This window comes from Novosphingobium terrae (genome assembly GCF_017163935.1).
Classification (GTDB): domain Bacteria; phylum Pseudomonadota; class Alphaproteobacteria; order Sphingomonadales; family Sphingomonadaceae; genus Novosphingobium; species Novosphingobium terrae.
The window spans coordinates 467,090-491,076 of record NZ_JABVZR010000002.1 but is presented as its reverse complement, the minus strand read 5'-3'; the positions used below and the strand labels follow the sequence as shown (position 1 = coordinate 491,076).

The window sequence follows — 23,987 nt, the reverse complement described above, 5'->3', positions numbered from 1 at the left end:
CCTCCTCGCCAACCGGCCAATTCGGGAGGATGAGGAGCTGATGAAAGCCTGATGAACCGCTGATCATCGCCTGATTTTTCAGCCGGAAGGTCGCTCCGCCGATGTTCGCCCGCCCTGGGCCGTGCTAGAACGGGGCGTTGCGGCAGGGCGGGGGCGAGCATGCAAAGCGGGCAGATCGATCTGGGACTGGCCCCTCCTGCGCGTCTGGGCCGCCTGACGCTGACCCCCGCGCTGCGCCTGATCCGCCGCGATGATGGCGTGGAGGAGGTGGTCGAACCGCGGGTCATGCAGGTTTTGCTGGCGCTGGCCGAAGCACGCGGGCAGATCGTGCGCCGTGAGGATCTCACCCTGCGCTGCTGGGAAGGGCGCGTGGTGGGCGAGGATGCGATCAACCGTGTCCTGTCGCGCCTGCGCCGGGTCGCCGAGGGGACAGGGCAGGGTTCGTTCCGTATCGAGACGATCACCCGCATCGGCTATCGGCTGATCGAGGAGGGCGCTCACACGGATGGGCCGGCTGAGAGTGCCGCGCAGCCCTCTGAACGCGCGGCCTTACCCTTCCCGCGCCGCGCGGTGCTGGCGGGCATGGGTGCCGGTGGGCTGGCTTTGGCCGGAGCAGGCTGGTGGCGCTATGGCCGATCCGATATGCCCGCCCCGGCCCGCGAGGCGATGGAGCGCGGGATCGAGGCTTTGCGCCTGATGACGCCGGATCATCTGGCGGTGGCCGTCGCGGCGTTTCGTCAGGCGGCCCAGCTTGCTCCGAAGGCGGCTGCGCCATGGGGTTGTCTGGCGCTGGCGTGGCGCTGGCTCGATGGCCTGTCGCACGGGCAGGAGGCCAGCCTTGACGCCCAGCGCGCCCGCGATGCCGCCCAAACCGCGCTGCGGCTCGATCCCGACAATGGCGATGCTCAGGCCACGCTCGCCACGCTGGTACCCAAATACCGCAACTGGCTGGCCTATGAGCGGGCCTGCCAGCCGGTGCTGATGCGCCATCCCGGCGAGGTCGGCATCGGCATTCTGACCATCGATCTGCTTTCGAATGTCGGGCGCATCCGGGATCTGAGCGGGCTGGCGCGGGGATTGCTGGCCAGCAATCCGGCCTGGCCCTGGCTTCACACGGCTGTCGCGCTCAGCAGCTGGTGTCTGGGGCGGCTGGACGAGGCCGATGGCGCGATCGAGCGCGCCTTCCAGCAATGGCCGCGCCACACGACCGTGTGGTTCCAGCGGCAGATGATGCTGGCCTATTCCGGGCGCGGGGCGGCGGCTCTGGCGATGATCGAGGATGAGGACCACCGTCCTGTCGGCCTGCCTGACTGGGATTTCGATCTGGCGGCGGCGGAAACGCGCGCCCTGATGTCGCGGTCGCGCGCTGACATCGACAAGGCCTCATCCCTGTTTCGGGAACGGGCCGGCCAGGCCGTTGGCATTGCGACAGGGGCGGTGCGCTTCTTTGCGGCGGTCGGTCGGCTGGATGAGGCCTTCAAGGTGCTTGAGGCGCTGTATTTCGATCGTGGCTTCGATGTGAAGGATCAGGCCTATACCAAGGAGCAGGGCACCTATATCCAGCGCTGGGATCGCCCGACATGGCTGTTCTGGTTGCCGCCGATGGCCGCGCTGCGTGTCGATCCCCGGCTTATCCCGATCTTCCAGACCACCGGGCTGAGCGATTATTGGCAAAAAAGTGCCAAACATCCCGATTTCGCGATTGCCGGTGGAGTCGGATAGCTGCAAGATCAGTCTTGCAGGCACCCATGATTGCAAAACGCATGGGGCTCAACCTATGACAGCTGCCTCAAGACATTCGCCCATCGGGAGGGGGCATCCATCATGTTCGACCCATGCCAGGCCAGCGCCTTTCTTCACCGTCAGAAGGCCGGTGGCATGCGAGTCTTGTGGCTGGGGCTGACGCTCGGGGGCGCGATTGGCGGGCTGGCCATGGCGCCCGGTCAGGGCTTGGCTGCGCAGGCTGACGCGCCGATCATCTCCTTTTCGCAGCCGGGCAAGGGTTTTGCCATTGTTGAGCAGGGGCAGGCCGCCCCCATCATCCGGGACCCGGGCGATGCGGCTGTGGTGGGCCATGCCGTCGAGGATCTGGCTGGCGATATCAAGGTCATCACCGGCGTGGCCCCCATGATTGCCGAAACCCCGGCGGCGGGCACCAAAGTGGCGATCATCGTGGGAACTTTGGGCAAAAGCGCCATCATCGACCGGATCGTCGCAGAGAAGAAGATCGATGTCGGCACGCTGAAGGGGGCCTGGGAAAGCTTCCTGATCACAAGTATCGACAGGCCCGTCGCGGGGGTGGACAAGGCGCTGGTGGTGATCGGCAGCGATCGGCGCGGAACCGCTTACGGGACCTATGAGATTTCGCAATCCGCAGGCGTGTCGCCCTGGACATGGTGGGCCGATGTGACGCCTCAGCCTCACCCGGCGCTGTTCGTGAATGCGGGTCTCCGCAGGTTCGGGCCGCCTTCGGTGCAATATCGCGGTATCTTTATCAATGATGAGGATTGGGGGCTTTTCCCATGGGCCTCCAGAACTTTTGACCCTGCCTATGGCAACATCGGCCCCAAGACTTATCGCAAGGTCTTCGAATTGCTGCTGCGCCTGCGGGCCAACACGCTGTGGCCTGCCATGCACAAGACCAGCCAGCCCTTCAACCTCGACCCCGAAAACGCCCGGCTGGCTGACGAATATGGTATCGTCATGGGCTCTTCCCATGCCGAGCCGATGTTGCGCAACAATCTGGGGGAATGGAAGGACAAGCCCGAGGCCTTCAATTACGCGATCAATCCTGAAGGCGTGCGCAAATATTGGGAAGAGCGTGTCACCAGCAATGCGAAGTATGAGAGCCTTTGGACGCTGGGTATGCGGGGCATTCACGATTCCTCGATGGTGGGGGCCAGTACCGATGCCGAGCGGATCAATCTGCTCAACATGATCATCGCCGACGAACGCGGCCTGCTGCAAAAGCATATCAGCCCGACATTGCAAGGCGCGCATCAGGTCTTCGTGCCCTATAAGGAGGTGCTGGATATCTACCGCGCCGGGCTCAAGATTCCGGATGATGTGACGATCATCTGGCCGGATGACAATTACGGCTATATTCGCCAATTCGCGAATGCCAGTGAACAGGCGCGTTCGGGCGGGGCGGGGGTCTATTACCATATCTCCTATCTCGGCACGCCGTTGGCCTATCTCTGGCTGAACAGCACGCCGCCGGCCCTGATCAAGGAAGAGATGACGCGCGCCTATGATCATGGAGCGCGCAAGGTCTGGATCGTCAATGTCGGCGACATCAAGCCCGGAGAGATCGGCACCAGCCTGTTCATGGACATGGCATGGGACATCGACCGCTGGCGCAACCGCAGCCAGAATGACTTCCTTACCGATTGGGCCGGTCATACCTTTGGTGAGGGCAATGCCAAAGCCGTGGCCTCGGTGCTCGATCAATATTACCGGCTGAATTATGAAACCAGGCCCGAGCATGTCGGCTGGCCCGCGATCACCGATCATGTCAAACCGACCTTGTTGACCCATGCGCAGGCCGATGCCCGCCTGCGTCGCTTCGACCGGCTTGTCACGATGTCGCGCGATGCGGCGCAGGGCATTCCCGCCTCGCTTGGCGATGCCTATTTCGAGCTTGTCGATTACCCGGTGCGGGCCTCTTCGGCGATCAATGTCCGGGCCGTGGCGGCGGATCGCTATGACGATCTCAAGGATGAAGATCCGGCGATGGCCAGCTCCGCCGCCGGGGCTGCTGCGGCGGCGGATGCGGATCTTGCGGCCCTGACCAGCAGGTTCAACAATGAGATCGCTGGCGGAAAATGGCGTAATATCATGGCTGTGGAACCGGCTGATACGCAGTGGCGTATTTTCCGCACGAGCCCTTTTGCTGTGCCCGCGGTTTCGCTGCGCGGCGATCCCAAGCCGTTTTTCGACAAGGTGCTGGCCGAACCGAAGAACAGCGGGGGCGTGCCGGGCCCGGCGATCCGCAGCGGAAGCGCGTCCGTGTTTCTGGAGGCGCTCAATGTCGCGCCGCCCAGCGACGATGTTGTGATTGTCGAGGCCGAGACGGCGCGTGGCGCCAGGGGATGGCGTTTCATCGAAAGTCTGGGACGTGGCGATGGCTCGATGATGGCCTCACAGACTGGCGCCAGTCTGGCGCTTGAGGTGACTGTGCCTGCCGGGGCGCCGCGCCCTCTCAATGTGGGCCTGCTGCCTTTCTACGCGGATACGAACAATGGCGCTCTGGAGATTGCGGTCTCCATCGATGGCGGGCCGGTTAAACCTGTCCTTGTTCATCGCGTGACCGAAGCGAGCCATCGGACCTCGGCGAATGCAAGCGGTTGGGCTCAGGGTGTGCTGGACAATATGCTGACGATCCCGACGGGTCTGCGGGTTGCGCAGGGGCATCATCGCGTTGAAATTCGCGCGGTGAGCACGGGTGTGGCTGTTGACCGCCTGATGCTTCCGGCAAAATGAGCGGGATGTAAGCCGCGAGCCCTGACTTGATGGCCGGCGTTGATCCATCAAACCTTGGATCAGCGCTGGTGATGTTATGCAGGCAACAGCGATCAGGCCTTCAGGATCAGGCCTTTGCGGTCCATCGCCCAGCCCACCGCCCAGCAGGCCATCGTATAGGCAAAGACGCAGAGCAGCGAGCCCAAAGGCCCCGGCGCAATGGACTGGAACACGGCGATGCCCAGCCAGTCGTAGATCCCGCCGTCATCGCCCACCGGCACCATGTTCAGCGTGGTGACGAAGAGTTCGGAAAAGAGATAGATCGCCAGCGGATTGCGGCCCAGAATGGTGAAGAAGCGCTGGCCGGTGGCCAGCTTCCACACATCGACCAGCATCACAATGGCGGCCAGAGCGATCAGGTCGATGCCGACCGTCAGCAGCACATAGGGTCCGGTCCAGAGCTTCTTGGCGATGGGGAACCATGGGCTCCACAGCAGGGCAAGGCCGATCAGCGCCACGCCCAAGGCCGACATGCGGCGCAGCAGGCGGGTGAGATCGCTGCCGCGCTGGATCGCCAGCCCGGTCAGGTAGCCGGCCAGCACATTGACAATGGCGGGCAGCGTGCCCAGCAGGCCTTCAGGATCGAAGCCGCCATCCTTCTTGTAAAGATGGCCCGGGCCCAGCAGGAAGAGGTCGAGCCTTGTGCCTGCATTGCCGAATTTGTCGAAGGCCATGCCCGGCAGGCTGGCGTTCAGGAGGATCAGCCAATAGCCCAGCAGCAGTGCCGCGCAGGCGCCCGGCAGCCAGCGCCAGTCGAGCCAGCGCACCAGCAGGCCAGCGGCCACATAGCACAGGGCGATCCTTTGCAGCACGCCGGGCACGCGGGTGAGGGAAAAGGGCTTGAACGCCCAACCCTCGGCGGTGTGCGCCACAAAGGGATACCAATACATCAGATAGCCCAGCAGGAAGATGATCGCGCCGCGCCGCGCCAGCCTTGTGAGATAAGGACCGGTATCGATGGGCTTCCTCATCGCAAAGCTCATCGCATTGCCCATGGCGAAGAGGAAGCTGGGAAAGATCGCATCGGCCAGCGTAAAGCCGAACCATTTGGCATGCACCAGCTCGGTATAGGCGGGCGCGCCCGGCCCGGCGGTGTTCACCAAGATCATCAGAAAGATGGTGATGCCGCGAAAGATATCGAGCGAGGCGAAACGCTGTGGCTTGGCAGGCGGGTTCATGGGCGCGTCTCATTCAGGATCTGGCGGATGTCGGCCTCAGGCGTGGCGGGGCGCTGGCGAGGCCAGAGCTTGCCGTCCGCCACCCATGCCTGTTCCCATTGCTTGATGCTGGCCTGCATGGCTTTTTCATCCAGCGGGCGATGGGCCACAGCAGCCTCACGCTGGGCGGAGAGCAGCATCTGCCAGCGCGGCAGATAGTAACCGGCATAGAGCCCCTGCCAGGCGCGGGAGGCATAGTCCGAAAGATGCCCTTCGCCGCCCCAGATGGTGACCACCGCTTTGGCGTCCTGAGCGAAATGGCGCTTCTCGGCGGGCGTATCGCCCTGCGCCTGAGCGTCAGCGATCCAGCTGCCCAGCGTTTCCTGCTGGTTGCCCGCAAGGTGGTCGATCTGCCGGGCCAGTTGCTCCATGGCGGCGCGGGCTTTGTCGCCCCCGGCCACATCGCCTGCGCGATAGGCAGCAAGTGCAGCCTTCAACTGGTCATCCAGCCTCAGGCTGGCGTAATGGCGGGTGAGGTCGACCAGATCATAGGTCAGCAAAGGCGCGGGCTTGGCCGAAGCAGCAGCCAGCATCGCTTCGATCCCCTTGCGCAGGGCTTCCGGATCACCCGGTGCGGCGGGATAGTCCGCTCCGGCCAGCGTGGGGCGCTTGAAGAACAAATAGGCGCCCGCCCGCTCCTGCCACCAGCGCGGGCTCCAGTAACGGGTGCGATAGGTGCCCCCGATGGCCTGCTGCCATGCCGCCACCAGTGCGGGCGACGTCGCGCCATAGCGCGCGCGCGTGTAATCCTTCAGCCAGTCGGCCAGCGGGCGTTTGGGCTCGCCCCAGGCCAGATCATAGGCATAGCTGTAGACGATGCTGTTGCTGTGCAGCCCTTCGGGGAACAGGCCGAAGCCTGCCAGTTGCCCCTTGCCGGGATCGCTCAGCGTGGCGGCGATGTCCTGCCGGTAGAAGTCCGGATCGCCATAGGCCGGATTGCTGCCGCCGTAATTATGGACATAGCCATAGATCCAGCGTTTGCCGTTGAAGGCCTGCGTGGTCTTCCAGATCCCGGGATAACGGTCATTGCCGATGTCCAGCAGCAGCATCCGGTCACTCGGCACGCGGCTGAGGAAGGCGGCAACGGCCTCGGGCGTCCAGAAGGCCTTGTCGGCGCCGAAGAGCCAGCCTTGCATCACCCATGTCGCCTTGGGGGCCGCAGCGGTGATCGAGGAAAACAGCCGCTGGCCATAGGCGGCAAGGCGCGCATCGCGCACCGCAGGCGGCAGGGCAGCAGCCCGGGCGGCGGGGCTCTCCACCGAGGCGGTGTTGGCGATGGCATCGCCGTAATGAGCGTTGGCCGCATCCGAGCCATCCTCGGCGATGGGCGGGATCATCTCGTTGAAGGCATCGGCGAGGTAGTAATCGCCCGCGCCATAGGTCTGGTTGTAGAGTTCGATAAAGCGCTTCGCCAATTGGGAAAACAGCGGATCGGAAGGATCAAGCCAATAGGTCGGGGCAAAGCCTTCCCATGCCCGCATCGTGTAGATCCGGGCCTTGGGATGGGCCTTGGCGAAGGCTTCCGGCACATATCCGGCAAAAGCGGGCAGGATCGGCGTCATGCCCAGTGCGCGCATGCGGCCCAAGATCTGCTTTTGCAGCTGGTGCTTCTTCTCGATCCAGGCGGGCGAAAGCGGCGCGCGATAGCCTGCCATATTGCCCATGCGCTGCCATGGCAGAAAGGGGGCGGCAGACAGGCTTTGCGCGATATCGGTTTCGGCCATGCCGTTCTCGCGCCACAGGGCGCGCCAGACATACTCCTGCCCCTCCATCGCCAGCGGCATATCGACGCCACGCGCGGCCATCCAGTCGATTTCCTGTTGCCAGCGGTTCCAGCCCCACCATGGCGTGGTGTAGCCATAGGTGCAGGTGTTGAGATAGGCCCGCACATCGAAGGGCGATGTCACCTCGCCGCTGTCATAGGCGGGCAGATGGGTGAGGGGGGCGACGCGCTTGCCCTCCCAGCTCAGCGAAAAACGGCCCTGGCGTTCCAGCACCTGCGTCACGCCATGCACCAGCGCGACTTCGGAATTGCCTTCAGCCGTTACGTGCCCATTGCGGATGCGGATATGATAGCTGGGCTTTGCGCCGGGGCGCAGGGTCAGCGTGATTTGCCGCTGATCCACCCCCAGACGGGCCAAAGCAGCACGCGCTTCCGCGGTGGGCTGGGCGTGCAAGGTGGCAGGGCTTAGCAGCAGTGCGCCCAAAGCCAGCGAGGGCAAGGAAGGGTTGGTCATCGTGTCAGCCGTCTCGCCCGCTTGTCGTCCGTATCGTTCATAAACAAAAAGTGGCGGGTGGCGCCATGGCCACCCGCCACAGGCAGGGTAGATGTTAGAACTTGCCCGTTACCGAGGCATAGACGTTGCGACCCGTCCGGCTCGCCATCTGGAAGGTGCTGGAATTCTGGTAATAGGCGTCTTCATGGCTGTTGTTCAGGTTGATGACGCCCGCCGTGAAGCTGATATGCTTGTTCATCGTATAGCCCAGCGCAAGATCGACCTGCGTGCGGGCACGCACCGTATGCGTCTCGCCATAACCGGCGAAGAAGCTATCGGCATAGTCCTGATCATAGGCGCTGCGATGGTTGATCGAGACGCGCACGCTGAAGGTCTCGTTTTCCCAATAGGGCGTCAGGTTCCAGGTCAGCTTTGACAGGTTGCGGAGGTGGAAGCCATTGCCCAGTGTGACGTTGTCCGGGTCCACGACCGTCAGGTTGGTGGTGACGCCCGCACCCTTGAAGGGCAGCCACTGGTCGAAGCCCTGGCTCCAGGCCACCTCGACGCCGCGGATATGCACCACCTCGGAGTCATTCAGCACCTGGCTGAAGCTGTAATCGGTGCCGCCATTGGCCGAGGTGCAATTGGTGGATCCGCCCGCCAGCGTCACCCCATTGTAGCTGCCGGGGCAGTAGAAGGAGGTGTAGGTGCCGTTCTTGATCGCCTTGTAGAAACCGGCGACGGTGAAGGAGTTGCCGCGTCCATAGTAATATTCAAGGCTGAGATCGGCCTGATTGGCGGTCATCGGCTTGAGCGCCGCTTCACCCCCGGCCACCGCCACATAGGGCCGGCCCGAGGCCGTGCCGGTGGTGATCGATGTGGCCATCACCGTATCGCTGTTGAGCAGCGGGCGCACCAGCACCTTGGCCAGCGCCAGACGGGTGACGAAATGCTTGGTCACATCCAGCGCGAAGCTGGCGCTGGGCAGCACATTGCCATAATCCTGAATGGTGTTGGTGCGGTTCAGGAAGTTGCCGTTGCCGTCCACGCTGTTGGCGGTGACGTTCTGATGCGTGTGTTCATAACGCACGCCGATGTTGCCGCGCAGCGTCTTGCCGAAGACATGCGTGTCCAGATTGGCCATGGCATAGACCGCCGGAATGTAACGATCCACGCGCCAGCTGTTGCTGGCATCATAGGTGACCGGCACGTTGATGCCATGCGAGTCCAGCGTCGACTGCCAGACCGGGGCGTTCACCTCCAGGAAGCTGTGCGGGATCGACATGGAGTTGCCGAGGAAATTTGTCACCAGCGTCGATCCCGCCCCGGTCATGTCGGGGATGTAATTGATTTCGGGATAGGTGGTGGTGTCGCTGGGATCGGCGTCGCGGTCATGGCGATAGGCTTGGGTGGCAAAGCTTTCGTGGTGATACTTCACGCCGAAGACCAAAGACTTGATCGGCGCGTTGTAGATCTCCTTGGTGGTGTCGAGCTGAAGCGCGGCTTCCTTCGACGTCTGGAAGTGATAGGCGCCATCATAGAAGGCGTACCAGTTGTAGGCTGACTTGTTGTTGTAGAAGGAGCCGTCGGTCAGGCTCTGGGTCGGCGTGAAGGAAATGTTGCTCGGGTTGCTGATGTCCAGCGAGATGGGCGAATTGATGTTCATGCCCAGAATGCTGGCCCATTCATACAGATGCGCCGTGCCCACCGTGTAATGTGCTGCAGCATGGATCTTCCAGCCATCGGGCTTCCAGTTCAGCGTGGCGGTGTAGGCCTGGGTCTGCAGATCGCGCTTTTCGGACTGATCGTTGTTGTCCAGCGTGCTGCCGCTGGCCACGGTGATCTTGTTGGCCACGCCATTGGCGATATTGTTGGCCGTGATCTTGCTGCTGTCGCCAAAGGCATAGACCAGCTGCTGCGTGTTGTAGGTGGTGTGATCGCGTGAGAATTCCGCCTGGAACAGCGTTTCCAGATTGTCGGTGGGCTTCCACTGCAGCGCGCCGCTGGCCATCAGCTGCTCGGTGTTGCGATCGATGCGGCGATAGCGGAAACGCTTGGGCACATAGGCGCCGATCGAGGTGTCGGCGGGGTGGTACCAGCGGTCGATGAAGACGTAATCGCCGCGATCCATCAGCTTCTGATAGTCCACGTTGAGCATCACGCCCACCGTGCCATCGGCGAAGCTGTTGATATAGGCCGCACCCACCTTGGGCGTCACCGCGCCGCGATAGAGATTGTCATAGCCCTTGGCGGTCAGGGTCAGATGCGGCCCCTTGTAATCCAGCGGGTGGATCGTATCGATGTTGACCGTGCCGGAAAGACCGCCCGTATCCATGTCAGCCGTGGGCGACTTGTAGACCTGAATGGCATTGGCCAGATCGGTCTGGATGATGTCGTAACGAAAACCATCCTTGAAGTCGGCGCTGGCGAAGGTCTGGCCATTGATGGTGGTGCGGGCATATTGCGCGCCAAGGCCACGAATGCTGATTGTCGAGCCGCGACCATTGATGTTCGACATCTGCACACCGGCGATGCGTTGAATGGCTTCGGTGATGTTTTCAGCCGGAAACTTGCCGATGTCTTCCGCCGAAATGCCGTCCGACATGCGGATATCGTTGCGCTTGGCATCCATCGCCGATTTCAGGCTGGAGCGGAAGCCGCTGACCACGATATCGGTGGGCGCGTTGTTTTCTGGCGCGGCATCGGATGCAGTGGTCGGGGCAGGTGCTGCGGTTTGGGCCCGGGCGCCAGCCGGCAGGCCCAGCGAGGCTGTGCAGGCCGATGCCAGCAAAACCAGCTTCAAACGGTTGGACAAATTCTGGGCGAGATTAGCCTGATTGATTGACATGAAACCCCCTCATGGCATGGAAATACGGCGAAATTTCCCTGTGTCCGGCCCCCTGCCGGTACGGCGTCGTCTTGGATCGGCACTCGTTTTGTAGGATTAGTGTCACGAAGAAAAAGGACAGTGTCAAGGCCATTGCAAGACGATACCAAACATTTTGGTATTGCCAGATGCCGTGATTGCCATAGGGTGACTGGTAAAGCCATGGGGTGGTTGACCTATATTGGTCTTGTAAGAATCAGGTGATGTCTTGCTCGGGCTCAGGGCATGCGCCGGGCGGGACTATGGGCGACACAAGCCACGGGGGAGAAACGAAGTTGCCGAAAAAGCTGACGAAAATGGCTTGCGCCCTCAGTGTCCTGACGTCCGTCGCGATGAGCACCGCGATGGGTTTTGCCGAACCCGCTTTTGCCGCGGACCCGGCCGCCGCGCCTCAGGACGCTGCCGTCGCCATCCATGCCGACCGGCCCGGCGCGCGACTCGATCCCCACATCTTCGGCCAGTTCGCCGAGCATCTTGGCCATGGTGTTTATGACGGCATCTGGGTCGGCCCGAAAAGCAGCGTGCCCAACATCCATGGTTTCCGCCGCGATGTGATCGATGCGCTCAAGGCGATCCGCGTGCCGGTGGTGCGCTGGCCGGGCGGCTGTTTTGCCGATGAATACAACTGGCGTGAGGGCATCGGCCCCGTCGCCAAACGCCCCAAACGCGTCAACACCAATTGGGGCGGTGTGACCGAAAGCAACGCCGTCGGCACGCATGAATTCATGGAATTTTCCGAGCTGGTCGGCGCTGACGCCTATGTGGCGGGCGATCTGGGTTCGGCGCCTCCGCGCGAGATGGCGGCATGGGTGGAGTATATGACCTCGCCCACCGATTCGGCGCTGGCGCAGGAGCGGATCGCCAATGGCCGCAAGGCGCCGTGGAAGCTGGCGATGTTCGGCGTCGGCAATGAGCTGTGGGGCTGCGGCGGCAATATGGATGCCGTGACGGCGGCGCAGGAAACCCGCCGCTACGCCGCCTTTATCAAGACGCCTGAAGGCGTGCCGTTGATGAAGGTGGCCAGCGGCGCCAGCGGCGAGGATTACGCCTGGACCGAGACCATGATGGCCAAGGCCGGCGATGTGATCGACGGTCTGGCGCTGCACTATTACACCGTGCCCGGCGGCTGGGAGAACAAGAAGCCCGCCACCGGCTTCGATGAGCATGACTGGGCCGAGGTGCTGGCCAAGACCGTTGCCGTCGACACGCTGCTGACCCGCCACGGCAAGATCATGGACAAGTACGATCCCAAGCGTCGCGTGGCTTTGCTGCTGGATGAGTGGGGCACGTGGTACAAGAATGAGCCGGGCACCAACCCGGGCTTCCTCTATCAGCAGAATTCCCTGCGCGATGCGCTGGTTGCCGCGCTCAATTTCAACATCTTCACCCGCCATGCCGAGCGGCTGCGCGGGGCCAACATCGCGCAGATGGTCAATGTGCTTCAGGCGCTGATCCTCACCGATGGCGCGAAAATGGTCCGCACGCCCACCTATTGGGCCTTCGATCTCTACAAGGATTATCAGGGGGCCACGGTGCTGCCGGTCGAGGTCGATTCACGCTGGTATGGGCGCGGTGAGTATGGTCTCGCCGCGATCAGCGCCTCGGCGGTGCGCGATCCGCAGGGCGTGGTGCATGTGGCGCTGGTCAATGCCGATCCGGCGCAGGGTTCTCAGGTGACGGTGAAGATCGATGGCGTGGCGCCGGGCACGGTCTCGGGCCGCATCCTCACGGCAGACAAGATGGACGCGCATAACACCATGGACGCGCCAGACGCGGTGCGCCCGCAGAGCTTCACCGCCGCCCGGTGGCAGAACGGTGTGCTCACCGCTACACTGCCGCCCAAGGCCGTGGTCATGCTGGAGTTGCGCTGATGGGGAAGATTGCAGGGGGCAGGGCGGCAGTGCTGATCGCCGGGCTGATGCTGATGGCGGCCAGCCCTCCCGATCCGGCGCCTGATCCAACGCCCAATGCGGCATGGGCGCAGCCGGGTGCAGGCAATCCGCTGCTGCCCGCCTATGCGGCGGACCCCTCGATCGTGCAGGATCAGGGCCGCTGGTATATCTTCGCCACCATCGATCCCTGGGGCGGCGATCATGTCGGCCTGTGGCAATCCGCCAATGGCCGCGACTGGAGCTTCTCCCAACCCGCATGGCCCACCAAGGCGGCGGCCACCAGCCCCACATCGGGGGACTCGATGGTCTGGGCGCCCTCGGTGGTGAAGGGGCGGGACGGGCGCTGGTGGATGTATGTCTCGGTGGGCAGTGAGGTCTGGGTGGGCAGTGCGCCAAGCCCGGCAGGGCCATGGGCCGATGCCAATCACGGCAAGCCGCTGATCCCCGGCAATGCCATGCCCGGCTATCATATGATCGATGCCGAGGCCTTTATCGATGACGATGGGCAGGCCTATCTGGCCTGGGGCTCGGGCCTGCATTGGGTCAACGGCCATTGCTTTATCGCCAGGCTGGCGCCCGATATGGTCCATCTCGACGGCCCGCCGCGCGACGTCACCCCGGCGCATTATTTTGAGGCACCATTCCTCTTCAAGGCGGCCGGGCGCTATTATCTGACCTACAGCGCGGGCAACACCACCACGGACACCTATCAGGTGCGCTATGCCACCGGCCCCACGCCGATGGGCCCCTTCACCGAGGCGCCCAACAGTCCGATCCTGAGCACAGATGCCGCGCAAAACATCGTCAGCCCCGGCCATCATGCGATCTTCCGCAGCGGCGGGCAGACCTATATCCTCTATCACCGACAGGCTCTGCCCTGGACCGGCCCGCGCGCGGAAACGCTCAGGCAGGTGGTGGTGGATCGTTTGCATGTGCGCCCTGACGGCCTGCTGGACAGGGTGCATCCCACCCATACCGGCGCGGCGGTGGCGGGTTGGCCCTCCTCGCGTGAGCATGGGCTGCCGTGGCGCGCTTCGGGGCAGGGTGCGGATGCTGCCCATGGCCCTGAGCGGGCGGCGGATAACAATTTCGCCACGCTCTGGCGCCCGGGGCCCGATGGCATGCTGACCGCCGATCTTGGGCAGCTTCGCAAGCTGCATCGCAGTCTGCTGCGCCCGGAATTTGCCGACAGGCCTTGGGCTTTCACGCTGGAGGCCTCCCCGGATGGGCGCCAATGGCAGGTGATCGTCCCCGAGCAGGAGCAGCACGGATCGCCGATCCTTGTCACTCACGGTGTAACGGCGCGCTATCTGCGTCTGCACACAAAGCCCGGGCAGACCGGTGGCCTGTGGGAGTGGGTGATCGAATAGGCATCTGCCTTTTAGAAAATACATATGCAATACCATTGTGCGAATATGGCTGGAATGATAATACCATTTATGGCCATTCCTCGCGGTGGCAGGCCTCTGATCGGGCCCCTATTGTTGTCTGTCGGCCAGCACCGGCACAGTGCAGGATTCCCAAGGTGAACTCAGAAACCATGACCAGTCCGACCGGGGCTGGCGCGCCCTCCACACTGATGCAGGCCGAGGCTGCCGAGGCAGGCGCTGCCGTGGCTCGCTTTCTGGCGCATAATCGCAAGACACTGGCCGATCTGGGCAAGCGCCTGCGCGCCACGCCGCCCGCGCTGGTGGTCACCTGCGCGCGGGGCTCGTCCGACCATGCCGCCACCTATGCCAAATATCTGATCGAGACGGGGCTGGGCGTGCCCACCGTCTCGGCTGCCTTTTCCACCGTGTCGCTCTATGATGCCCCGGCGGGCACGGCGGGCAGCCTGTGCCTTGCCATCTCGCAATCGGGCCGCAGCCCGGACATGCTCGCCACTGTTGAGCGGCAGAAGGCAGCAGGCGCGCTGGTGGTGGCGCTGGTCAATGATGAAGCCTCGCCGCTGGCGGAGCTTGCCGATGTGGTGCTGCCGCTCTGCGCCGGGCCGGAGCGTTCGGTCGCGGCCACCAAGAGCTATATCACCTCGCTGGCGGGGATTGCCGCGCTGGTGGCCGCCTGGCGCGAGGATGCCGGGCTGGAGCAGGCGATCTGGGCGCTGCCCTCGCAATTGGATAAAGCCTTTACGCTGGACTGGTCGCCGCTGGCGGCAGGGCTGGTCGAGGCCTCCAGCCTGTTTGTCATCGCGCGCGGCTTTGGTCTGGCGGTGGCGCAGGAGGCGGCGCTGAAGCTCAAGGAAACCTCCAGCCTGCATGCCGAGGCTTTCAGCTCGGCGGAGGTGCGCCATGGCCCGATGGCGGTGGTGCGTGAGGACTTCCCGGTCATCGCCTTTGCCGGAGAGGATGCGGCGGGCGATGATGTCCGCGCCCTGTGCGAGGAGTTCGCCGCGCGCGGCGCCCGCGTCTGGCTGGCCGACAGCACGGGGGCAACGCGCCCCGGCGTGACCAGCCTGCCCGCCGTGACGGCACGGGCCGAACTCGCCCCGGTGCTGATGATCGCCAGCTTCTATCGCATGGCCAATGCCCTGTCGCTGGCACGCGGCAACAACCCCGACCAGCCGCCCTATCTTGCCAAGGTAACCCGCACGCGATGACCTGCCTTTTCCTGCACAATGGCCATATTCTGGCCGGCCAAGAGATCCTCTCCGCCGCAAGGCTGGAGTTGAAGGATGGCCGCATCGCCGCCATCACCCCGGCCACGGTCGGCGCCGATGACGATCACCGCATCGATCTGGGCGGCGGCTGGCTGCTGCCCGGCTTTGTCGACACGCAGGTCAATGGCGGCGGCGGCGTGCTGTTCAACGATGAGCCCACGGTGGCCGGGATCGCCGCCATCGGCGCGGCCCATGCCCAATATGGCACCACCGCCTTTCTGCCCACGCTGATCAGCGACCGCCCTGTGGTGATCGCCAAAGCGCTGGATGCGGTGGACGCGGCCATTGAGGCAGGCATCCCCGGCGTGCTGGGCGCTCATATCGAGGGGCCTTTCATCAACCCCAAGCGCAAGGGCATCCATCTGGAGGAGCGGCTGATCCGCCTCGACCCAGAGGTGATGGAACTGCTCACCCGCCCCCGCAAGGGCGTGGTGATGCTGACTCTGGCCCCTGAACTGGCCGATCCTGCCGATCTGGAGCGTCTGGCCGCAGCAGGCGTGATCCTGAGCGCAGGCCACACCGATGCCAGCCTTGAGCAGGCGCTGGACGGTTTTGCTCATGGCGTGCGCGGGGTGACGCATCTCTACAACGCCATGTCGCCGTTGCTGCATCGCGCGCCGGGTATGGTGGGGGCCGCCCTGACCAGCGATGAAACCTTCTGCGGCCTCATCGCCGATGGCGTGCATGTGGCGGGCGCTGCCTTGAAGCTGGCGCTGAAAGCCAAGGGTGTTGAACGGCTGATGCTGGTCACCGATGCCATGCCCGGCGTGGGCAATGGCGGCAAACCCTTCCTGCTCGATGGGCGCGAGATCTTTGTGAAGGACGGCATCTGCACCGATGCTTCGGGCACGCTGGCCGGTTCCGGGCTGGATATGGCGGGCGCCGTGCGCACTATGGTCGCGCTGTCGGGCTGCGATGTAGCCTCGGCCTCGCGCATGGCCTCGGCCACGCCGGCGGAGTTTTTGCGCCTCGGCCATGATCTGGGCACGCTGGCGGCAGGGCAGCGGGCGGATTTCGTGATGCTCGACGCGGGGCTGAATGCCGTGCAGACATGGATTGGCGGGCGCCCGGTTGCGGCCGAACGCGTCGCTGCCTGAGCCTTTCTCTTTCTGACGGATGATCCGATGATCCAGATTCCTCTTGTCGCGCCTTTCGACGGCTGGCTCTGCGCGCTGGAGGAGGTGCCCGATCCGGTCTTCGCCGGGCGCTTGCTGGGGGACGGTCTGGCCATCGATCCGCTGGGCGACACGCTGCATGCCCCCGCCGCCGGAGAGGTGGTGGCGGTGCATGAGGCGGGCCATGCCGTCACCCTGCGTCTGGCGCCGGGGGTGGATGTGCTGATGCATGTTGGCCTCGATACGGTGCGGCTGGGCGGGCAGGGCTTTGCGCCACTGGTCAGCGTGGGCGCGCAGGTGGCGGCGGGCGATCCGCTGTTGCGCGTCGATCTGGCGCTGGTGGGCGGTCGCGTCAAAAGTCTGGTGACGCCGATCATCGTGACCGAAAGCGCGGGGCTGGTGTTTGAGCCGCGCGCCGCCGCCGGGCCGGTGCGTGTGGGCGATGCGCTGGGCGTGCTGGTGGGCGCGGCGCAGGCTGGAGAGGCCACCGCAGCTTTCTCGCCAACGGCCCAGCGGGTTTTGCGCGTGCCTCTGGCCCATGGGCTGCATGCGCGGCCATGCGCGCGTTTGGCACAAGTGCTGCGCGGTTTTGCGGCGCAGGTGCGCGTGGCGCGGGGCGATGAGCAGGCCTCGCTGGCCAGCCCCAGCGCGATGCTGCGTCTGGCAGTGCGTCATGGCGATACCATCACCCTGCTGGCCAGCGGCGGTCAGGCCGAGGAGGCGCTGGACGCTCTGGCCGACCTGATCGCCAGCGGCATGGGCGAGGGCGCTCCCTTGCCTGAAGAAACCCCTGAGGTGATCGCAGAGCAACCTTCGGTGCTGCCGCTGGAACCCGGGGACGTGCTGTCCGGCGTGACGGCTGCGCCCGGTCTGGCGGTCGGGCAGGCCTGGCGGCTGGCGCGCGCCGAGCCGGAGATCCTTGTGCAGGCAGGCGGCATCGCCAGCGAACAGGCGCGGCTCGATGCGGCATTGGCCGCGCTGCGCCAGCAGATGGACGGTGAGGCCAGTCAGGGCACTCCGGCCCAGCAGGCGATCCTTGCCGCGCATCTGGGCTTCCTTGAAGACCCCGAACTGATTGCCGCAACCCATGCCCGTATCGCCTCTGGCCTCAGCGCCGGGATCAGCTGGCGGCAGGAACTGCAGGCGCAGGCAGCAGCCCTGCGCGCGCAATCAGATCCGCGCTTTGCCGAGCGGGCCGACGATCTGCTCGATCTGGAATTGCGCCTGCAATGGCAGCTGGCCGGGCAGGAGCCCCCGGCTCAGGAAGCGCCCGAGAACGCCATCCTGATCGCCGAGGATCTGCTGCCCTCGCAAGTGGCAGCGCTGGATGCCTCGCGCGTGGTGGGCATTGCCATGGCGCGCGGCGGGCCGACATCGCATGTCGCGATCATTGCCGCCAGCCGGGGCATCCCCGCTCTGGTGGCGCTGGGCGAACGACTTCTGACACTGGCGGCAGGAGAAGCGCTGGTGTTGGATGCCGGGGGCGAACGGCTGGAAATCGCCCCCGGCACACCGCGTCTGGAACAGGCTCGCGCAGAGAAGGCAGGCCGCGCCGCGCGCCGCGCCGCAGCTCTGGCCAGTGCTCACCAGGAAGCGCGCATGGCCGATGGCGAGCGGATCGAGGTCTTCGCCAATCTCGGCTCGTTGGGCGATGCTTCGAAGGCCGTGGCTCAGGGGGCGGAGGGATGCGGCCTGCTGCGCACCGAATTCCTGTTCCTGAACCGCGCAACCGCGCCTTCGGAAGCCGAGCAGGCGGAGGATTACGCCGCCATCGCCAAAGCTCTGGAAGGGCGCCCGCTGATCGTGCGGCTGCTTGACATCGGCGGCGACAAGCCCGCGCCCTATCTGCCCATCGCGCCCGAGGAAAACCCGGCGCTGGGCCTGCGCGGCATCCGCGTGGCGCTGGCGCGGCGCGATATTCTTTTGGCTCAGTTGCGCGCCATTCTGAGGGCAGTGCCCTCGGGCGATTTGCGCATCATGGCGCCGATGATCGCTCGCGTCGATGAGTTGCAGGCCGTCCGCACCGCCCTTCAGGCCGAAGCGGAGGCCATGGGCACCGCCATGCCGCCGCTGGGTGTGATGGTGGAAACCCCTGCCGCCGCCGTGATGGCCGATGCTCTGGCGGCGCAATGCGATTTCCTGTCGATCGGCACCAACGATCTCACGCAATACACGCTGGCCATGGATCGGGGCAATCCGGCGGTGGCAGGCGGGATCGATGGGCTGGACCCTGCCGTGCTGCGCCTGATCGGCCAGACCTGCGCCGGAGCGGCGCGCCATGGCAAATGGGTCGGCGTCTGCGGCGGTTTGGCGTCGGACCTGTTGGCCGTGCCGATCCTGATCGGGCTGGGGGTGAGTGAACTTTCCGCCGCGCCAGCCATGGTGCCCGAGGTCAAGGCGCTGGTGCGCGTGCTGACGCTGGAGGCCTGCAAGGCGCTGGCGGCGGAGGTTTGCGCGGTGTCCTCGGCAAAGGAGGTCCGCGCTCTGGTCGGGGGGCTGCTGATGCGCGTGCAGCATGAAACAGCGATTGAGGGGGCTGGTCAGTGAAGCATTTCAGCAAATCGCTGGGAGAGCAGGTGCAGAATCTGGGCCGGGCACTGATGCTGCCCATTGCCGTGCTGCCAATGGCGGCGCTGCTGCTGCGGCTGGGCCAGCCGGATCTGCTGAACCTCAGCTTTGTCAGCGCGGCGGGCAATGCGATGTTCGCGCATCTCGGCCTGCTCTTCGCCATCGGCGTGGCGACAGGCTTTGCGCGGGACAGTAATGGGGCGGCGGCTCTGGCCGGTGTGGTGTGCTTTCTGGTCGCCAGCGAGGGCGCCAAGATGCTGCTCGCCGTGCCGCCCGAGGTGACGCAAGGCGTGCCCAAAGTCGCCTGGGCGGTGGTGGAGGCCGGATGGCGCGATGTGCCGATTGCCCGCCTCGCCGTGCCCATCGGCATCCTTTCCGGCATTGTCGGCGGCGTGGGTTACAACCGCTTTTCCGGCTTCAAGCCGCCTGAATATCTCGCCTTTTTCGGCGGTCGGCGCTTTGTGCCCATCGTTGCGGGCGCTTTCGGCATCGTGATCGCGGGCGTGGTCGGCGCCAGCTTCACCGCCATCGACCATGGCGTCGATGCATTGAGCCGCGCGGCACTAGGCAGCGGCGGCTTTGGCCTCTTCATCTATGGCACACTCAACCGGTTGTTGCTGGTGACCGGGCTGCATCATATCCTCAACAACATCGCCTGGTTCGTGCTGGGCGACTATCACGGCGCCAGCGGCGATCTGAGGCGCTTCTTCGCGGGCGACCCCACGGCGGGCGGCTTTATGAGCGGCTTCTTCCCGGTGATGATGTTCGGCCTGCCCGCCGCCTGCCTTGCCATGTATCACACCGCCAAACCGGAACGCCGCAAGGCGACCGGGGGCATGCTGCTGTCCCTGGCGGCAACCTCCTTCCTGACCGGCGTGACCGAGCCCATCGAGTTCAGCTTCATGTTCCTCGCGCCCATGCTCTTTGCGCTGCATGCGGTGCTGACGGGGGCCTCCATGGCGCTGATGTCGGCGCTGGGGGTGCATCTGGGCTTCGGCTTTTCGGCGGGGCTGTTCGACTATGTGCTGAACTTCTCCAAGGCGACCAGGCCGCTGATGCTGATCCCGGTGGGGCTCCTGTGGTTCGGGCTCTATTACGCAGTGTTCCGCGTGGCGATCGTGAAGCTCAACCTGAAGACACCGGGGCGCGAGGATGAAGCGGTGGCCGTCATGCCCACCACCTCGGCCAGCGAGCGCGGCGGGGCTTTCGTTCTGGCGCTGGGTGGCGCGGCGAACCTGCGCGAGATCGGTGCCTGCACCACAAGGCTGCGGCTGGTGGTCGCGGATCAGGGCGTGGTGAATGAACCTGCGCTGCGCGCGCTGGGCGCCAAGGGGATCATCCGCCCTTCGGCGCAGGCGCTGCAGGTGGTGCTTGGCCCTATCGCCGATGCCGTGGCGGGCGATATCCGCGCGGCGGCGGCAGCAGGCGGCGGCGAGGCGACGGTGGCTGAGAGCGCCGATGTGCCCGATGCGCCCGTCGCTTTGGAGCTGACGCGCCTGCCTGCAGATCTGTTGTCGGCCTTGGGTGAGGTCCGCTCGGTTGCGGCCAGCCACAGTCGTTTGTTGGTGGAGAGCGCCAGTGCGCCCGATCTGCCTGCGCTGGCGGAGATGGGGTTGCGCGGCAGCGCCCGGAGCGGGGCCGTGTGGCATCTGCTCTTTGCGCCGGAGGTTATTGCTGGTTGGTGTTGAAGGGGGAAAAGGGAAAGATGCGAGGGGATTATCCCCTCGCGCTCCCGTGAATGTCTACGTGGTGCTTCGGGTTCGGCCATAGGATAACGTCGCGGCGCCGCAGGCTTTCACATGAAAACATGGGCGTCGGGGCTTCCTGCCTGCGGCGCTTTTTGGTTGCGCAGGTGGAGAGTTAGCGCGTCACGATTGGGGGCCACTGCGCCATCGCCGGAAGACGTTATGGGAGCGCGAGGGGGTAACCCCCTCGCATTCTCTTTTTAAACCTCCTTAGCCCAAACCGTCACCCCCTTGCTCAACCCGACCTGCTTCCCGGCGGGGGCTTCCAGCGCCAGCGTAAGGATGCGGGTGTTATCGCCCGGGGTGAGATCGGCCTGAAGCGGGCCATCGGCTTCGCTGTCCTTGCGGGCAGCGAGCTTGCCGTCGATCCACAGCTGCGCTCGCCCGGACACACCGGAGAACACCACTTGCCCGCCATGCACGGCCACGGGGCCGCGCGGGGCGTAGTGGCTCTGGATCAGGGTGAAGCTGTTGGCGCTCTGGGCCTCTTCCAGCCGTCCGGGGCGGACGTAGGACAGGTGCTGCCAGGCGCTGGCCGGATAGGCATGGGCGGCATCGGGCGCCGAGGCGGTAAACTCCGCGCGGCGCCATTCGGTCAGCGGCTGCGCGGCGGGGGAGGCGGCGATCTGCGGGCCGACATCGGCCTCCACCACGCGGATGAGGAGGCGAGCGGGCGGCAGGCCTGCGACCCGCGCCGTCAGCACCAGATCGCCCTTGCCTGCGGGCGCGCGGATCAGCACCTGCGCCAGCCCTGCGAAGAGCTTGCGGTTTTCGGCCAGTTCGGAGTCGTGATCGTTCGGGTCGCCATTGCCGACGCCGATGATCTCCCCGCCATCGATGGTGAAGGTGACGCGGTCTGTCGCGGTGGGGATATGGCGGCCCATGGTGTCCAGCAGATCGACGCTGACGGGCTGCACATCGCGGCCCGTGCCCAGCATCAGCGGGCGGTCGGCGGTCAGGCGCAGCCGGGCGGGGGCGCTGGTGGTTTCTACCGCTGCGCGCAGCACCTCCTTGCCGCCGATAAAGCCGATGGCCTCCAGTCTGCCGGGGGCATAAGGCACCTGCCATTCGGGAATGGTGGAGGGCTTGAGGTCCTGCATGCCCACCGTCACGCCATTGAGGCGCAGTTCCACGCGTTCCACATTGGTGAGCACCATCACGCGGATCGGCTTGCCTTCCTGCCCAGCCCAATCCCAGTGCGGGGCGAGGGCCAGCACCGGTTCAGTGCGCCATTGTGCGCGGCGCAGGTGGTAGGCCATCTTGCCGAAGCCGCAGATGTCGAGAATGCCGAAGGAACTGCTGGCGGCGGGCCATGGCAGGGGCGTTGGCTCGCCGTGGTAGTCGAAGCCGGTCCATACGAAGGTGGCGGCGATAAAGGGCCGGCTGCCGATCATCTGCCAGCTGTCGTGATGAGTCAGGCCCCATTCGGGGGCTTCGGTGTCATAGCTGCCCAGCACATTGCGCTCGGTATCGGTGCGCCATTCGCCGCGCGTCATCACCGCGCTGGTGTCCTCGGTGCTGGTCAGCGGACGGTCCGGGTGGAGCGCGTGATAGCGGTCGTACCAGTTGGCCTTGTAGTTGAAGCCCACCAGATCGACAGCATCGGTGCCATTGCGCGCGGTGAACATGCCATCGTTCATCGCGGCGGTGACGGGGCGGCTGTCGTCCAGCGCCTTGACGGCGGCAGCAAGGCGGCGGACCATCTCATAACCCTGCTCGGTGCCCTGCATCGGCTCCTCGTTCAGCACTGACCACATGATGACGCTGGGGCGGTTGCGGTCGCGCCGCACCATCCATTGCAGCTGGGCGAGGTAATCGGGGCTGGGGTTGAAATGGCGGTTTTCGTCCATCACCAGCATGCCCTGCCGGTCGCAGGCGTCGAGCAGCGCGGGGCTGGGGGCGTGATGGGTGGAGCGGATGGCGTTGCAGCCAATCTCCTTGAGGCGGCGCACCTTCCATTCCCACAGCGCCTCGGGCATGGCGACGCCCACGCCCACATGATCCTGATGGATGCAGACGCCTTTGATTTTCAGGGGCTGGCCATTGATGTGAAAGCCAGTCTGCGCATCGAAGCGGATGGTGCGGAAACCGATGGGGGTGTGGCGGCTGTCGAGCAGCTTGCCCGATCCATCCAGCAGGCGGGTTTCCAGCGTGTAAAGCGTGGGGCTGTCCGGGTGCCACATTTGCGGCGCGGCGATGGGTAGCGTCAGGCGCGCTTCGGACTGGCCAAGCGGGGCGACAGTGGCGCTTTGGCGCTGTTGCGCAACGATCCTGCCATCCGGGCCATGCAGCATGGCTTCCAGCGTGGCTGTACCCGGCGTTTCCGCGCTGCTCTCCAGCGTGGCGACCACCGGCACATGCCAGCTGCCATCGGTGTTCTGGCGTGGATCGGCCCAGACGCCGTCGGTGGCGATGTGGAGCGGATCACGCACCGCCAGCCAGCAGTCGCGATAGAGACCGGCGCCCTCATACCACCAGCCCTCCATGGCATCGCCGTCGACGCGGATGGCGATGGTGTTGGGTTCGGCGCCGAAGCTGACATAGGGGGTGATGTCGATGTTGAGCTGCACATAGCCCGAATGGCTGTGCGCCACCTCCACACCATTGACCCATACCGTGGCCAGCGTCGCGATGCCGCCCAGCTGCAGCTCCAGAAAGCGGCCATGCCATTGCGCGGGCAGGCGCAGCGTGCGGCGATACCAGCCAATGCCGCGGCGGCGATAGGCGAAGGCGTTGTTCTGGTCGGGTTCGATGGGGTGAGCGATGGCCCAGTCATGCGGCACGCGGACCTGTGCCCAGGCGGTGTCGTCGTAATCGAGGGCGGCGGCGCCTTGGGCATGGCCGGCCTTGGTGGCGGAATAGGTCTCGTCATTGCCGCGTGGGGAAGGGACCGGGATGTCACCCTCATGGAAGCGCCAGCCATCGTTGAGGCGATGCAGCGAGGGGTCTTGCGCAGGAACGGGCGCGGGCAGGTGGCCCAGGGGCGTGGGCATATCCGGCGAGAGCGGGGCGGTCGCAGGATTTTCAGTCTGGGCCGCGAAGGCTGATGTCCAGCCTGAAAGCGCGGAACCGGCCAGCGCGCTTGAAACCAGAAGCTGCCTGCGGTCGATCATAAAGCCGATTCCTTGCGTTTATAATACCAAAACCATACAGATAATATTCATGTTGTC

General features: G+C 64.9%; 12 protein-coding genes. 8 read left to right on the top strand and 4 right to left on the bottom strand.

All coding sequences use genetic code 11. The features are described from left to right. The first annotated feature begins 159 nt into the window (after positions 1-159). Both HGK27_RS20755 and HGK27_RS20750 read left to right on the top strand, forming a co-directional pair. Positions 160-1,722, top strand: a complete 1,563-nt coding sequence (locus tag HGK27_RS20755) for a winged helix-turn-helix domain-containing protein (RefSeq protein ID WP_206244732.1) — start codon at positions 160-162, stop codon at positions 1,720-1,722. A 102-nt stretch (positions 1,723-1,824) separates the two neighbouring features. After that, positions 1,825-4,482 carry a glycosyl hydrolase 115 family protein gene (locus HGK27_RS20750; protein WP_241127685.1) on the top strand — a complete coding sequence of 886 codons (2,658 nt, stop codon included), beginning with the start codon at positions 1,825-1,827 and terminating at the stop codon, positions 4,480-4,482. A gap of 92 nt (positions 4,483-4,574) precedes the next feature. Here HGK27_RS20750 and HGK27_RS20745 read toward each other — a convergent pair whose 3' ends face one another. From HGK27_RS20745 to HGK27_RS20735, 3 genes are all read right to left on the bottom strand, one after another. Next, positions 4,575-5,699 (bottom strand): acyltransferase family protein, encoded by a 1,125-nt coding sequence (locus tag HGK27_RS20745; protein WP_206244731.1) that lies wholly within the window; start codon positions 5,697-5,699, stop codon positions 4,575-4,577. Further along, positions 5,696-7,975: an alpha-N-acetylglucosaminidase gene (locus HGK27_RS20740; protein ID WP_206244730.1), complete on the bottom strand. Its 2,280-nt coding sequence runs from the start codon at positions 7,973-7,975 to the stop codon at positions 5,696-5,698. The genes HGK27_RS20745 and HGK27_RS20740 overlap by 4 nt, the downstream gene beginning before the upstream one ends. Before the next feature lie 94 nt (positions 7,976-8,069). Beyond that, the gene (locus tag HGK27_RS20735; protein ID WP_206244729.1) at positions 8,070-10,802 is read right to left on the bottom strand and encodes a TonB-dependent receptor; all 2,733 of its coding nucleotides are present in this window, start codon (positions 10,800-10,802) and stop codon (positions 8,070-8,072) included. Between the two features lie 383 nt (positions 10,803-11,185). Between HGK27_RS20735 and HGK27_RS20730 the strand changes: the two genes are divergently transcribed. From HGK27_RS20730 to nagE, 6 genes are all read left to right on the top strand, one after another. Further along, positions 11,186-12,712: an alpha-N-arabinofuranosidase gene (locus tag HGK27_RS20730; protein WP_206244728.1), complete on the top strand. Its 1,527-nt coding sequence runs from the start codon at positions 11,186-11,188 to the stop codon at positions 12,710-12,712. After that, positions 12,712-14,103 carry a family 43 glycosylhydrolase gene (locus HGK27_RS20725; RefSeq protein WP_241127682.1) on the top strand — a complete coding sequence of 464 codons (1,392 nt, stop codon included), beginning with the start codon at positions 12,712-12,714 and terminating at the stop codon, positions 14,101-14,103. The genes HGK27_RS20730 and HGK27_RS20725 overlap by 1 nt, the downstream gene beginning before the upstream one ends. Positions 14,104-14,273: 170 nt before the next feature. Then, on the top strand, positions 14,274-15,329 hold the full coding sequence (locus HGK27_RS20720; protein ID WP_206244727.1) for an SIS domain-containing protein: 1,056 nt from the start codon (positions 14,274-14,276) through the stop codon (positions 15,327-15,329). Then, complete coding sequence (nagA, locus tag HGK27_RS20715; RefSeq protein WP_206244726.1) at positions 15,326-16,486, top strand: N-acetylglucosamine-6-phosphate deacetylase; 1,161 nt, start codon at positions 15,326-15,328, stop codon at positions 16,484-16,486. The genes HGK27_RS20720 and nagA overlap by 4 nt, the downstream gene beginning before the upstream one ends. A 27-nt stretch (positions 16,487-16,513) precedes the next feature. Next, positions 16,514-19,051 (top strand): phosphoenolpyruvate--protein phosphotransferase, encoded by a 2,538-nt coding sequence (gene ptsP / locus HGK27_RS20710; RefSeq protein WP_206244725.1) that lies wholly within the window; start codon positions 16,514-16,516, stop codon positions 19,049-19,051. Between the two features lie 53 nt (positions 19,052-19,104). Next, entirely contained in the window at positions 19,105-20,760 is a 1,656-nt protein-coding gene (gene nagE, locus HGK27_RS20705; RefSeq protein ID WP_241127831.1) for an N-acetylglucosamine-specific PTS transporter subunit IIBC, read from the top strand. Between the two features lie 257 nt (positions 20,761-21,017). On the opposite strand, the gene galA is transcribed toward nagE, so the two are convergent. Continuing rightward, a complete protein-coding gene (galA, locus tag HGK27_RS20700; RefSeq protein WP_241127679.1) occupies positions 21,018-23,930 on the bottom strand; it encodes a beta-galactosidase GalA in 2,913 nt (970 codons plus the stop codon). Positions 23,931-23,987: the final 57 nt, after the last annotated feature.